A 15530-nucleotide genomic window follows, 5' to 3' on the forward strand; every position below is an offset into this window, starting at 1 on the left:
TCCTTTCTTTTTCAATGGATTTCCGTGCAAATGTCTTTAAATTCGTTCACAAGGCAGCAAGAAATGGCGTTAAAAGGATACCTAATGATGATTTCTACATATATCTGTACAATATTCTATTTCATTAATGGGTTGCGTCCTTTACTTTTGTGTTGTAATTTGATTAATCGATAAAACTATGAAGTACATAACTCTTTTTTTTAGTCTCTGCCTGATAGCTATCTCCTTGATAGCCCAGCCAAACTATGACTTTTCGAAGTTGAAACGCGAACGTTTGGGACGTGGTGTAATTGCTATCCGGGAGAATCCGTCTACTGTCACTGTTTCCTGGCGTTATTTGTCTTCCGACCCGATGAATGAATCTTTTGATATTTATAGGAACGATGAAAAGATAAACAAACATCCATTGAAGGATGCCACTTTCTTTCAGGATGCTTATGCAGGGACAGAACCTGTACTTTATACCGTGAAAGCAAGAGAAGGGAAAACGGAAAGTAGCTATCAATTACCGGTAAATGCCCCGTCGGGTTATCTGAATATTCCGTTGAATCGTCCTGAAGAGGGTACGACTCCGGCAGGACAAAACTATTTTTATACTCCGAATGATGCCAGTATCGGTGATGTGGACGGTGATGGCGAATATGAGATTATTCTGAAATGGGACCCGAGTAATGCACATGATAATTCACATGACGGCTATACGGGAGAAGTATATGTTGATTGCTATAAGTTGAGCGGAAAACTGTTATGGCGTATTAATCTGGGACGTAACATACGTGCCGGTGCACACTACACCCAGTTTATGGTGTTCGATTTCGATGGTGACGGAAAAGCGGAAGTAGTGATGAAGACCGCGGACGGAACGGTGGATGGAACAGGAAAAGTGATTGGGGATGCGCAGACTGACTATCGGAATGAACAAGGACGTATCCTGACCGGACCGGAATATCTGACAGTTTTTAACGGATTGACAGGAGAAGCGATGCAAACAATTGATTATGTGCCCGAAAGAGGAGACTTGATGGGTTGGGGAGACAATCGTGGTAATCGCAGCGACCGTTTTTTGGCCTGCGTTGCCTATCTCGACGGCATACACCCAAGCGTAGTGATGTGTCGTGGATATTATACACGTACTGTTTTGGCTGCTTTTGACTGGGATGGAAAGGAGCTGAAACAACGTTGGGTATTCGACAGTAATAATCCCGGTTGTGAAGATTATGCCGGACAAGGAAACCATAACCTGCGGGTAGGTGACGTGGACGGTGACGGATGCGATGAGATCATCTACGGTTCATGCGCCATAGACCATAACGGTAAAGGACTCTACACCACGAAAATGGGACACGGCGATGCCATTCATCTGACTCATTTCGACCCCTCTCGTAAAGGGCTGCAAGTATGGGATTGTCATGAAAATAAACGTGATGGTTCTACCTATCGGGATGCAGCTACCGGAGAAGTTCTATTTCAGATTAAAGACAATACAGATGTAGGGCGTTGTATGGCAGCTGATATTGACCCGACTCAACCGGGTGTTGAAATGTGGTCTGTTGCTTCCGGAGGAATAAGGAATGTGAAAGGAGAAGTGGTAAAAGACCGGGTAAGAGGTTTATCCTGTAATATGGCTGTCTGGTGGGATGGAGATTTGTTGCGTGAATTGTTGGATAGAAATATGGTCAGCAAATATAATTGGGAAAAAGGAGTGTGTGAGCGCATAGCCATTTTTGAGGGAACTCTTTCCAATAATGGAACCAAAGCAAATCCTTGCCTTCAGGGAGATATCGTAGGTGACTGGCGCGAAGAAGTACTGATGCGTACAGCTGATAATACAGCTTTACGGCTTTACGTCTCCACTATTCCTACCGACTATCGTTTTCATACTTTCCTCGAAGATCCGATTTATCGTATAAGTATCGCTACCCAGAATGTGGCTTATAATCAGCCTACACAGCCCGGATTCTATTTCGGACCGGAGCTTCAGGGCACTGTATTCAGAGGATGTAAAATACCTAAAAAATAGATTATGAATATTCGTATCATAACCATTGCTTTATTGCTGGCAACTTTGCCGGTTAGTGCACAGAAAAAGAAAACGGTAGTGAATGATTCAAATACTCCTTTGCATTTGCTGCAACCTGCTTATCAGGGCACTTATGGTGACCTGACACCCGGACAGATCAAGAAAGATATAGACCGTGTATTTGCTTATATTGATAAGGAGACTCCGGCACGTGTGGTAGATAAGAACACTGGTAAACTGATTACCGACTACACTACGATGGGAGAGGAAGCGCAACTGGAACGTGGTGCTTTCCGTCTGGCAAGTTACGAATGGGGAGTAACCTATTCTGCCTTGATAGCAGCTGCCGAAGCCACGGGCGATCAACGTTACATGGACTATGTGCAGAACCGTTTCCGCTTTCTGGCGGAAGTGGCGCCTCATTTTAAACGTGTGTACGAAGAGAAAGGTACAACAGACCCTCAACTGCTGCAAATCCTCACTCCTCATGCCCTGGATGATGCCGGGGCTGTGTGTGCAGCGATGGTGAAAGTCCGTGTGAAAGACCGCTCACTTCCTGTAGACGGATTAATTGAGAACTATTTTGATTTTATTCAGAATAAAGAATACCGGCTGGCAGATGGTACTTTTGCCCGCAATCGTCCGCAACATAATACACTTTGGCTGGACGACATGTTTATGGGGATTCCCGCAGTAGCCCAGATGAGCCGTTATGACAAGGCTCAAAAAGAGATATATCTGGCGGAGGCTGTCAGACAATTCCTGCAATTTGCCGACCGTATGTTTATCCCTGAAAAAGGATTGTATCGTCATGGATGGGTAGAAAGCAGTACCGATCATCCTGCCTTTTGTTGGGCGCGTGCCAATGGGTGGGCTATGCTGACAGCATGTGAATTGCTCGATGTATTGCCGGAAGATTACCCCCAACGTGCGAAAGTGATGGATTATTTCCGGGCTCATGTACGCGGAGTGACTGCCTTGCAAAGTGGAGAAGGGTTTTGGCATCAATTGCTCGACCGGAATGATTCTTATCTGGAGACGTCTGCTACGGCTATTTACGTATACTGTTTGGCGCATGCTATCAATAAAGGCTGGATTGATGCCATTGCTTATGGACCTGTCGCTCATTTGGGATGGCATGCCGTGGCCGGTAAGATCAATGCGGCAGGCCAGGTGGAAGGCACTTGTGTGGGTACGGGGATGGCTTTCGATCCTGCTTTTTATTACTATCGTCCGGTCAATGTATATGCGGCACATGGATACGGACCAGTGCTTTGGGCAGGTGCGGAAATGATCTCTCTATTGAAGAATCAGTACCCGCAGATGAATGACAGTGCTGTTCAGTATTATCAGGTGAAACAGAAGACGACTGCACCTATTTTTGCCATCGATACAGAAGAAAAGAAAGATTAACTTTAAATAGATAGAACCATGAAACGAGAAGCTTTTAAAATGTATTTAAAACCCGGATGTGAAGCCGAATATGAGAAAAGACACGCTGCCATCTGGCCTGAATTGAAAGCATTGCTTTCCAAAAACGGAGTGTCGGACTATTCGATTTATTGGGATAAGGAGACCAATATCCTGTTTGCTTTCCAGAAAACGGAAGGTGAGGCCGGGTCGCAGGACTTGGGTAATACGGAGATTGTGCAGAAATGGTGGGACTATATGGCGGATATCATGGAAGTGAATCCGGACAACTCACCGGTGTCCATTCCTTTGCCGGAAGTATTCCACATGGATTGATTTTTAGTAATTAGGTTGGCCATTTCTTTTATTATCTCAACTATCTTGACTATTTTTGTCCAACATTTATTATTAATCTTGGAATCTGTATGATGCAAAGACACCTTTTAATCTTTACCTTCCTTGTTGGTTTAGTGTTGAATGCCAATAGTGCAATCGAGCTTCGTTCTACACAAATGAGAACGAGTGACGGCCTTCCCAATAACTCTATTCGATATATTTATCAGGATAGTAAAGGTTTTTTGTGGCTGGCTACCTTAAACGGGTTGAGTCGTTATGATGGCAACTCTTTTCTCACTTTCCGTCCGGAAATCGGTGATGAGGTATCTTTGGCAGACAACCGTATTTACGATCTGACAGAAGATAAAGATGGCTTTTTGTGGATTTCTACTACACCTGAATTATATAGTTGCTACGATTTGCAGCGTGCCCGTTTTGTGGACTATACCGGTTGTGGCGAGTTAAGACAGAATTATTCAACGGTTTTTGTCGCTGCTAACGGAGATGTCTGGCTTTCCCATTCGGGAAATGGCTGCCGGAGGATGGTACATCAGAAAAATGGTGAGATGACATCTACCGTATTCAGGACCGAACGTGGAAACCTGCCGGATAACCGGGTGAAATTTGTGAATGAGGATGCCAGTGGCCGTATCTGGATCGGCACTCAATGCGGACTGGTTTCTGTCTCCAACGGACAATATCGGATAGAAGACCGATTAATCCACTTCACTTCTTCGCTGGCCTATAAGGACGATATGTATTTCCTTGCAGCAGATGGAGATATCTATTATTATCAGGAGGCTACTCAAAAGATGCAAAAGTTGGCTTCTCTTGCCACTGTGGCAGGGGCGACATCGCCAACCGGAAATTTCCTGTTGAAAGATAAGTGGGTGATCCTGACTACTACCGGAGTATATACTTATAAGTTTGCTACCGGAGAGATGGCCGCAGATCCTCGTTTGAATATTAAAAAGGGAGAATTGATACGTGATAATCGTGGAGATTATTGGATATACAATCATACGGGACGGCTTACGTACGTGCTTGCCGAAACCGGAGAAAGTAAGGATTTCCAGTTGATTCCCCAGGATAAGATAAGTTATATCGACTTTGAACGTTATCATATCGTCCATGATTCCCGGGGAATTATTTGGATTTCGACCTATGGAAATGGGCTTTTCGCTTATAATACCGCCGAAGATAAATTGGAGCATTTTGTGGCGAACATTAATGACCAGAGTCATATCAGTTCGGATTTCCTGCAATATGTGATGGAAGATCGTGCCGGTGGTATTTGGGTAGCTTCGGAATATTCAGGCTTGTCCCGTATTTCCGTATTGAATGAAGGAACTTCCCGTATCTATCCCGAATCCCGTGATTTGTTCGACCGGTCGAATACCATCCGTATGCTTACCAGAATGTCTAATGGGGATATCTGTGTAGGTACGCGTAAGGGGGGATTATACACCTTTGATTCAAGTCTTCATTCGAAAATGACCAATCAATATTTCCATTCTAATATCTATGCTCTCACCGAAGACAAGCAGGGACGAATGTGGATGGGAACTCGTGGAAATGGTCTCAAAGTGGGAGATACCTGGTATTATAATAATCCTTCTGACCTGACAGCCTTATCCGATAATAACGTTTTTGCCATTTATCGCGACCGTAAAGACCGCATGTGGATAGGAACATTTGGCGGTGGGCTGGAACTGGCTGAACCTACTCCCGATGGTAAATATAAATTCCGTCATTTCTTCCAGCAAACATTCGGGATGAGGATGGTGCGTGTGATAGAAGAAGACGCAAATGGGATGGTGTGGGTAGGAACCAGTGAGGGTATTTGTATTTTTCATCCGGATTCATTGATTGCAGATGCTGATAATTATCATCTTTTCAGTTATACAAACGGAAAGTTTTGCAGTAATGAAATCAAGTGTATCTATCGGGATACGGAAGGGCGGATGTGGATTGGTACGTCCGGTTCGGGACTGAATCTTTGTGAGCCGCAGGATAACTATTGCTCTTTGAAATATGAACATTACGGAACTTCCGAAGGATTGGTTAACGATGTAATCCAGTCCATTCTGGGAGATAAAAAGGGGAATCTCTGGGTTGCCACCGAATATGGTATCTCCAAATTTAATCCGGCTACCCATTCTTTTGAAAACTATTTCTTTTCTTCCTATACACTGGGAAATGTGTATAGTGAGAATAGTGCCTGTATGCGCGAAGATGGAAAACTGCTTTTTGGCACAAACTACGGATTAATAGTGATCGATCCTGAAAAGATACAGGATAACGAAACTTTCTCCCCGGTTGTTTTCACGGATTTATATGTCAATGGAACCCAGATGAATCCGCAGATGGAGGACTCTCCGTTAAAGCAATCGTTGGCTTATTCGGACGAAATAACCCTGAAGTTTTTTCAGAACTCATTCCTGATAGATTTCTCTACTTTTGATTATTCGGATAGCGGTCATACCAAATATATGTATTGGCTGGAAAATTACGATCAGGGATGGAGTGCTCCTTCTCCTCTGAATTTTGCTTCGTTTAAGTATCTTAATCCGGGAACTTATATACTTCACGTCAAGTCGAGCAATGGATCAGGTGTTTGGAATGATAGCGAGACTACACTGAAAATTGTAATTGTCCCTCCATTCTGGAAAACTACTTGGGCAATGCTGGGTTATGTGTTGCTATTAATCATAGCCTTGTACTTTGCTTTCCGTATCGTTCGTAACTTTAACGGCTTGCGTAACCGCATCAATGTAGAAAAGCAGTTGACAGAATATAAACTGGTGTTTTTTACCAATATCTCTCATGAGTTCCGTACTCCGCTTACCTTGATTCAGGGAGCATTGGAGAAGATTCAACGGGTGACTGATATCCCGCGTGAATTGATATATCCGCTGAAAACAATGGATAAGAGCACGCAGCGTATGTTGAGGCTTATCAATCAGTTGCTGGAATTTAGAAAGATGCAGAATAATAAGCTGGCACTCTCTTTAGAGGAAACGGATGTCATCTCTTTCCTTTATGAAATATTTTTGAGCTTCGGAGATGTAGCGGAACAAAAGAATATGAATTTCCGTTTCCTGCCTTCGGTGCCGTCCTATAAAATGTTTATTGATAAAGGAAATTTGGATAAGGTGACTTATAACCTGCTTTCAAATGCCTTTAAATATACTCCTTCGAACGGAACAATTATTCTCTCGGTGAATGTGGACGAAGGGAAGCAAACCTTGCAGATTCAGGTTTCGGATACGGGGGTCGGCATTCCTAAAGAGAAGCAGAACGAATTGTTCAAGCGATTTATGCAGAGTAACTTCTCCGGTGACAGTATCGGTGTAGGGTTGCATTTGAGCCATGAACTAGTTCAGGTACATAAAGGAACGATTGAGTATAAGGATAATGAAGGTGGTGGTTCTGTATTTACCGTATGTATTCCGACGGATAAGACGGTGTATTCGGAGAAAGACTTCCTTGTCCCGGGCAATGTACTGCTGAAAGAGGCGGACGGACATGCGCATCATTTGTTGCAGCTCTCGGAAGAACTTCCTGACTCGGAAAAACTGGCTGTTCCTCTGAATAAACGGAAAGTCTTGATTATTGAAGATGACAATGATATTCGTGAATTCTTGAAAGAGGAAATCGGAGCCTATTTCGAAGTGGAAGTTGCTGCTGACGGTACATCCGGATTTGAAAAGGCACGTACGTATGATGCCGATTTGATTATCTGTGATGTTCTGATGCCGGGAATGACGGGATTTGAGGTAACTAAGAAGCTGAAATCGGATTTTGATACGAGCCATATTCCTATCATTCTGCTGACTGCTTTGAGTTCGCCGGAGAAACATCTGGAAGGTATAGAAGCCGGAGCGGATGCTTACATAGCCAAACCGTTTAGTGTAAAATTGTTGTTGGCACGTGTGTTCCGCTTGATCGAGCAGCGCGATAAATTGCGTGAGAAATTCTCCAGTGAACCGGGTATTGTGCGTCCGGCCATGTGTACCACTGACCGGGATAAAGAATTTGCTGATCGGTTGGCTACCATCCTTGAACAGAACCTCGCCCGGCCTGAATTCTCTATTGATGAGTTTGCGCAGATGATGAAGTTGGGACGAACCGTATTTTATCGGAAACTGCGTGGAGTAACGGGATATTCGCCTAATGAATATTTACGTGTTGTGCGCATGAAGAAAGCAGCCGAGTTGTTACTGTCGGAAGATAATCTGACGGTTGCAGAAGTCTCCTATAAGGTGGGTATCAGCGATCCTTTCTATTTCAGTAAATGCTTCAAAGCTCAATTCGGAGTAGCACCGTCTGTTTATCAGCGTGGTGTGAGTAATGATAGTGATTCTACGCAAGATTAGGATGGAATTTTATCCATCTTGTTTCCGGACCTTTATATTGAATAATAGTCCTTATATTTGTGTACAATAGTCCATTGTGCAATAGGGAAGGTACACCTATCTTTGCAGGGTAAATAGTGTCTGGTTATATGTATCCATGTATTTAATCATTATAATAGAATCATGAAAACACTTTCTTTTTTTATTCTGACTTTTTTCTTTTATGCTTTTTGTATAAGTACCCTGTCGGCAGCAGATTGGAAAGTTTATGTTGCTAAATATAAACAGGACAAGACTTGTGCTATCTCCTACACTTTTGATGATGGTTTGGCAGAACATGCCACTGTGGCTGCACCTGAATTGGAGAAGCGTGGCTTTAGAGGAACTTTTTGGGTTTGCGGTTATTATACGGAACAAGGAGCATCATCCAAATTACCTCGAATAACTTGGGATGAACTAAGGAAAATGGCAAAGAACGGGCATGAGATTTCTAATCATAGCTGGTCACATCAGAATGCGAAGCGTTTGACTTTGGAACAAGTAAAAACTGAAATAGAAAAGAATGATAGTGCAATTTTTGCCAATATAGGCGTTAGACCTGTCACTTACTGCTACCCGTATAATTATAAGACTGATGAAATTGTAGCACTGGCTTCCGACAATAGGGTAGGGACACGTACCAGGCAGATTTCGATCGGTGGGAAATCGACTCCCCAACGATTTGCCAAATGGTTGGATGATTTAATGAAAAAAGAAGAGTGGGGAGTAGGTATGACTCATGGAATTAATTATGGTTATGATGCTTTTAAAGAGCCTTCTTTATTTTGGGAACACTTGGATAAAGTGAAGAGCTTGGAAGATAAGATTTGGATAGGTACATTCCGTGAGGTAGCTGCCTATATAAAAGAGAGGGATGATGTTCAATTAAATATTGCCATGAATAAAAAAGGGTTGACGATTACTCCTGAAATGACATTAGACAAGAATTTGTATACAGAACCACTAACCATGGTGCTTGTGGGGGAAGAAGTGAAGGAAGTATCCGTGAAACAAGGCAAAAAGCAGCTTTCTGCACATATCTCCGGAGATAAGGTTATTTTCGATTTCAATCCGTACGCAGGGAAAATAAAAGTAAGTTTCAACTATAAATAATCAAAGAATGTACATGAAGAATAAATTAGTACTATTACTCTTTCTTATCTTGACAAGTGTTGTCAGTGTCAGTGCTCAAACTCTGCCCGATCAGAAGGAAACATTAGAGGTTATGAAAAAGGTGAACGGTTACTTTATGAAAAAGTATGCCGATTACACTACTCCCAGTTTTTACGGTCGTGTACGTCCCAGTAATATCTGGACGCGTGGTGTATATTATGAAGGATTGATGGCTCTCTATTCTATTTATCCGCGTGAGGATTATTATAAGTATACTTACGACTGGGCTGATTTCCACAAATGGGGAATGCGCAACGGCAATACTACCCGTAATGCGGACGACCACTGTTGCGGGCAAACTTACATTGACATCTATAATATCTGCCCGTCAGACCCGAACATGATCCGGAATATCAAAGCAAGTATCGATATGGTGGTGAACACCCCGCAGGTGAACGACTGGTGGTGGATTGATGCCGTGCAAATGGCAATGCCTATCTTCGCCAAATTCGGAAAGATGACCGGAGAACAGAAATACTACGATAAGATGTGGGATATGTACTATTACACACGCAGCCAACATGATGAAACGGGTATGTTCAACCCCAAAGACGGTCTGTGGTGGCGCGATCAGGATTTTAATCCTCCATATAAAGAGCCGAATGGCGAAGATTGCTATTGGAGTCGTGGAAACGGATGGGTATATGCTGCTTTGGTACGTGTATTGGATGAAATTCCTTCTGACGAGAAACACCGTCAGGACTATATCAATGATTTCCTGACCATGAGCAAGGCTTTGAAGAAATGTCAGCGTGAAGATGGTTTCTGGAATGTCAGTCTTCACGACCCGACGAACTTCGGAGGAAAAGAGACTTCCGGTACAGCCTTATTTGTTTATGGTATGGCTTGGGGAGTCCGTAACGGATTGCTCGACCGTAAAGAGTATCTTCCCGTCCTTCTAAAAGCATGGAACGCTATGGTGAAAGATGCCGTACATCCGAACGGATTTCTGGGATATGTGCAGGGAACAGGCAAGGAACCTAAAGACGGACAGCCGGTTACTTACAAGAGTGTACCTGATTTTGAAGATTACGGAGTCGGTTGTTTCCTGCTTGCCGGAACAGAGGTGTACAAATTGAGATAATACACATCGGGCGTAACCAACCAGTCATCTTTAAAATAAGGCAGTCGAAGGCAATTTCTCTTTTTTACGTTATTGCTTTCGACTGCCTTTTCTATTTATATGGAAATAGAATAATATACACTTCTCCATAGGTAATTATACTCTGGAGTCCTTTGTTCCCCTGAATGAATAATTGCCAAGGTATTTGCGTACAATCGTCCATTGTGTAGTTCAATAAGTACGTCTACATTTGCAGAAGTAAAAAATTAAAAAAACAATAACTTAAAATGAAGACATCAATGAAAAACATGTATTTAGCTGCTGCTATGGTAGTGTCATTAGTTTTTTCTGCTTGTAGTGACGAAGAGTCGGGAAAAGCGGACCGTGCTTATAAACCCATCGAAATTTTCGGAAATATCAATGAAGTGGTGAATAATGTTCAGGAAACTCGTGCTGTCGGTGCGACATGGGGATCAGACGATCGTATTGGAGTAACTGTTGAAACAGATGCAGATAATGCGACGGCTAATGCAGTGGATACTTATATCAACATCCAATATCGCAATGAAGCCGGCGGTGCATTCCGTGTTGTAAATGAAGGTTCAACAGATAATAATATCCGTTTGAAGGGAGAAGGTGAGTTTACTTTAAATGCCTATTATCCCTATCAGGGTACGAACGGGACATTGCCGGGTACGGAAGGGGTGATTGCAAAAACGATAAGCGGTGCAGATCAGGCAACGGACAAACAATCGCAAATAGACTTTCTGTTCGCCAAAGCTACCGGAGTTCGTGCGGAGGCTCCCGTTACATTTGACTTTTCTCATAAAATGACCAAAATCATATTGAAATTTAAAGCAACCAATGGTGCTACACTAAATAATATGAAGGTTTACCTGAAAAGTCTGCAGTTGGAAGGCTCTTTTGACGTAAATACCGGTGTGGCTGTTGCTAAAAGTGGTGCTACTCCGAACTCGGAATTAAGTATGGACATTGTTAAACCGGCAGAAGGCGAAATGACTGCATCTATTATTCTATTCCCGCAGGATATGCCGGAAAAAGTTTTGCTGGAAGTGAGAATGAACGATGAAACCTATACGCAATACATGCCCGTCCAGAATCTGGAAAGTGGACATGCCTATCCTTACAATGTGACATTCGAAAATCCTGCTATGACAATTACCAGAGCGGAAATTGAAGACTGGATTGTAGAAGAGGATAAAGATGTGACTGCTTCGGTTACTGAATAAACGACTGACAAGGATTCAAAAAAAGAACGATATGAAAAGATATGAATTATGGCTCGGTAGTTTATTGGTAGTGACAGGTTTCTTAGGGGCGTGTACCAATGTAGCAGAAGACGAGTTTCGGAATAATCAATATCCGATGGAACTAATGGCGGAAAAATCAGCTATGACTTTTACGCGCAGCATCGGGGAGAAGACTGAATGGGATGGGGGAGAAACTGTTTCCCTTTATGATGGTTTCTCACAAAAGCTGTATGAGGTTTCTCAATCAGGCGAAATGAGCGCTAAAAATAATGATCCTCTTTATTGGTATACGACAACGGAAGAAGAAACGTTGTTTGCCTGGTATCCTTCTTCGGAAACCTTATTGACAGAATGGACTGTAGCTACTGATCAAACTAATGAAGAGTCATATAAAAACTCGGATTTTCTTTATGCTTATGAGAAAATGAAGTTCCGTAGCGAACGGAAACTTAAATTCCATCATGGAACAGTAAAGCTGATTATCAATGTAAAAGGTGACGGAGATACGGTGTCGGAGGAAGACTTGAAAGATATGGTGTTTACTGTAAGTGCCATAACAAAAGGCACCATGACAGAAGGCAAATTACAGCCTGCGGCGGGAGTTGAAGCGATAGTGATGAAACCTTATAAGTTGGAAGATGCCAGGGAAGGGTATATTTATTCTTTCCAGTTGTTGATGGTTCCACAGGATATGTCCGGTAAGTCATTCTTCAAAGTTACATTGAAAGATGGCAGGAATTTCGGTCATACACCTGGTAATGGAGAGGGGCTATTGGAAGGTGGGCACCAATATACATACAATGTAGGAGTGGGTAAGCCGGGACTGAAAGTGACAATAGAGAAAGATTCTGTTTCGTGGGATGGTGATGATGAAGAAGTGGAAGGAACGGATAAAGAATAATATTCAAAAATTGAAGCGAAGATGAAACAATATAAATTTATGCAAGTAGCCTTGCTGACCATCATGTTGTTCGGTTGGGCTGGTTGTTCTCAAAATGAAGAAGAAGTTCCGGGAAATGTACGGAATGGCATTGTATTAAATGTGACTGATACAGGACTGATTAGCAATGAACCATCTACACGAACGGAAGATACAGGGTTTGTTACCACTTTTACGCAGGGGGATCAAATCGGATTGTTTGCCGTAAAAGATGGAAGCATATTGGACGAAATCAATAATATGCCATTTACGTTCAATGGCTCAAGCTGGTCGGGCAAACCGATATTGTATGACGACCGGTTGGCTGGAGTGACTTTTTATGCATACTATCCTTATCAATCGGAAATGACAGGGAAAACAGATTTAACAGGTGATGATTTTTTTGCTCCTTTAGTGGCTGGCTGGGAATTGACAACAGAACAAAGTGAACAGAAAACGTATGCGAAGCAGGACTTGATGACTTCAAATGCAACTGCGTTGATTGGTGAAAATGGAAACTATACATTGAGTTTTCAGTTGACACATCGTATGAGTCTGCTTGTTGTAAAGTTGCCTTCCACACGGTATATTTTTACAGATGCAGAGGGAGTGGCAATGCCGGAAGAAACTCCTTACATTGCTATGCCCGTTGATGTAGCGTTCTATCTGGACCATGTGGATGAAGGAACGAAAATCTCTCCTTATTATGACGCGAAGAAAGACGAATATCGTTTGTTAAGAAAACCATCTTCGGAGAATCAAATTATCGGTCATTACAATGATAAACAATGTATGTTTGATACGGCTGAAAAGATGAAAGAAGGGAAGTACAAACGTTTTGTTGTCGATGGCGGATATAAAGAGGTGACTCACCATCTGCAGGTAGGCGATTATTATTATGCGGATGGTAGCGTGGTAAGTGGCAATGAAGCAGAACCTGCAAAGGATAATTGTATTGGAATCGTTTGTTGGGTGGGAAATCCAATGCCTTCTGTACTGTATAAAGACGTAGCGGGAACTCCCTATACAGCCAATAATGATGCATTGCTTCGTTCACATCCTAATTGTGTTCATGGATTGGTAATGAGTCTCTATACAGAAACGGGTAAATTTTCTCCTGCTCTTACTCAAAGTATACATGACTGGTTTATGACCACTTCATTTACTTCTTCTTATGTTTCTGTCACCGGATATTATGATGCAAATGAAAATAATAAAAACAAACCGCTTCGTTTTTTGGGATATAATAACTCGGAAGTACTGGATTTGTATTATGAAACATTCAAAACAGATTTTGAATGTTTCCAATATCAGGATGATTGTGAAAGTAATTTTCCGTCTCCGTCTATTACTACAGGTTGGTATGTTCCCTCAAGTGGAGAGCTTATCGCTTTGCAGGATAAAGATAATTCTTTAGAGAGTAGGCTGAATTCTAAGTTGATAAAAGTATCGGATAAAGCAATGGATACATCTGCTACTTATTGGAGCAGTACGGAACGAAATAATAAGAATATGTATATTGTTACTTATTCCAAAACTGCAGGCTCGGCAGGGACTGGCGGTGTTAAGACCAATGTTTATACTTATCGTTTCTTCCTGGGATTCTAATATAAAGATATTCGTATGATAATGAAGAAAGTAATACTTTTGGTTAGTCTGTTGTTAGTAGCCAGTTGTCTTTTAGTCCGGGCACAAGTTTATAAGTTCGACTTTACTTCCGACAAAAAAGTAAAAGAAGGATATACCAAAGTAACATCTGAAACCTTGTTCAATGACGAACAGGGTTTTGGGTATGACTTGCAACCGTCATGGGATGGAAAAAGCAATCAACCTTTTTTCTTTTCGGTCAATGTTCCAGATGGTAATTATAAAGTGACTGTCACCCTTGGCAGCAAGGATTCAGCAGGGAATACAACAGTACGTGCCGAGTCCCGCCGACTGTTGATTGAGAATCTTCCGACCAGGAAGGGAGAAATGATTGCTGAATCTTTTACCGTCAACAAACGAAATATGAAAATCAGTGAAAGAGAGAAAGTCAAAATCAAGGCGCGCGAAAAGAATAAGTTGAACTGGGATGAAAAACTGACGCTTGAATTTAATGGTGATGCACCTCGCGTAACCTCTTTGGTTATTGAACGTGCCGATAAAGTGCCTACTATCTTTCTCTGTGGCAACTCCACCGTAGTGGACTATGATAATGAGCCTTGGGCTGCCTGGGGACAAATGTTTCCGCGTTGGTTTACCGATCAGGTAGCTATTGCCAATTATGCAGAATCCGGAGAATCTGCCAATACTTTTATTGGTGCCGGGCGTTTGAAGAAAGCGTTGACGCAGATGAAGAAGGGTGATTATCTTTTTATGGAGTTTGGGCATAACGATCAGAAACAGAAGGGACCAGGCAAAGGAGCCTTTTATTTTTTCATGTATAATCTGAAGATTTATATTGATGAAGCACGTTCCAGAGGCGCACAGCCTGTATTGGTAACTCCTACCCAGCGTCGTCGTTTTGATAAGAATGGTAAAATAGTAAACACTCATCTTGATTATCCTGATGCGATTCGTTGGTTGGCAGCCAAAGAAAATGTACCTTTGATTGACTTGAACGAAATAAGCCGTACCCTTTATGAAGCAATGGGAGAAGAGGATTCCAAACATGCATTCGTACATTATCCTGCCAATACATATCCGGGACAAACGAAGGAGCTGAAAGATAATTCACATTCCAATACTTTCGGGGCTTATGAGTTGGCCAAATGCATAATTGAAGGAATGAAGACTGCTGATTTGGATGCAGTGAAGTTTTTGAGGAAAGACTATAAAGAATTCGACCCAAAACATCCGGATAAATTTGAGAATTTCAAATGGAGTCTTTGTCCGTTTACAGAAATAGAAAAACCGGACGGTAATTGATAACAGAAAGATTACTCCGGCATTTGAGAAA

10 protein-coding genes are annotated in these 15530 nt (G+C 42.2%); all 10 read left to right on the forward strand.

Annotation, left to right across the window (positions count from 1 at the left end; all coding sequences use genetic code 11):
* The first annotated feature begins 178 nt into the window (after window positions 1-178).
* On the forward strand, window positions 179-2020 hold the full coding sequence (locus DXB58_RS01275; protein WP_122135648.1) for a rhamnogalacturonan lyase: 1842 nt from the start codon (window positions 179-181) through the stop codon (window positions 2018-2020).
* Window positions 2021-2023: 3 nt separating this feature from the next.
* Window positions 2024-3433 (forward strand): glycoside hydrolase family 105 protein, encoded by a 1410-nt coding sequence (locus tag DXB58_RS01280; protein ID WP_122135649.1) that lies wholly within the window; start codon window positions 2024-2026, stop codon window positions 3431-3433.
* 18 nt (window positions 3434-3451) lie between these two features.
* On the forward strand, window positions 3452-3766 hold the full coding sequence (rhaM, locus tag DXB58_RS01285; RefSeq protein ID WP_004301580.1) for an L-rhamnose mutarotase: 315 nt from the start codon (window positions 3452-3454) through the stop codon (window positions 3764-3766).
* A gap of 89 nt (window positions 3767-3855) precedes the next feature.
* Window positions 3856-8145 (forward strand): two-component regulator propeller domain-containing protein, encoded by a 4290-nt coding sequence (locus DXB58_RS01290; protein ID WP_122135650.1) that lies wholly within the window; start codon window positions 3856-3858, stop codon window positions 8143-8145.
* Window positions 8146-8307: 162 nt separating this feature from the next.
* Window positions 8308-9276, forward strand: a complete 969-nt coding sequence (locus tag DXB58_RS01295; RefSeq protein ID WP_122135651.1) for a polysaccharide deacetylase family protein — start codon at window positions 8308-8310, stop codon at window positions 9274-9276.
* 13 nt (window positions 9277-9289) lie between these two features.
* Complete coding sequence (locus DXB58_RS01300) at window positions 9290-10420, forward strand: glycoside hydrolase family 88 protein (RefSeq protein ID WP_122135652.1); 1131 nt, start codon at window positions 9290-9292, stop codon at window positions 10418-10420.
* Window positions 10421-10698: 278 nt separating this feature from the next.
* Window positions 10699-11649, forward strand: coding sequence for a fimbrillin family protein (locus DXB58_RS01305; protein WP_122135653.1), 951 nt, complete (start codon window positions 10699-10701; stop codon window positions 11647-11649).
* A gap of 31 nt (window positions 11650-11680) precedes the next feature.
* Window positions 11681-12571: a fimbrillin family protein gene (locus DXB58_RS01310; RefSeq protein WP_117937037.1), complete on the forward strand. Its 891-nt coding sequence runs from the start codon at window positions 11681-11683 to the stop codon at window positions 12569-12571.
* Window positions 12572-12592: 21 nt separating this feature from the next.
* The gene (locus DXB58_RS01315; protein ID WP_122135654.1) at window positions 12593-14197 is read left to right on the forward strand and encodes a fimbrillin family protein; all 1605 of its coding nucleotides are present in this window, start codon (window positions 12593-12595) and stop codon (window positions 14195-14197) included.
* A 21-nt stretch (window positions 14198-14218) separates the two neighbouring features.
* Window positions 14219-15499 carry a rhamnogalacturonan acetylesterase gene (locus tag DXB58_RS01320; protein ID WP_199487895.1) on the forward strand — a complete coding sequence of 427 codons (1281 nt, stop codon included), beginning with the start codon at window positions 14219-14221 and terminating at the stop codon, window positions 15497-15499.
* The last annotated feature ends 31 nt before the right edge of the window (window positions 15500-15530 follow it).

Source organism: Bacteroides sp. OM05-10AA, assembly GCF_003439055.1.
GTDB classification, from domain to species: Bacteria; Bacteroidota; Bacteroidia; order Bacteroidales; family Bacteroidaceae; genus Bacteroides; species Bacteroides intestinigallinarum.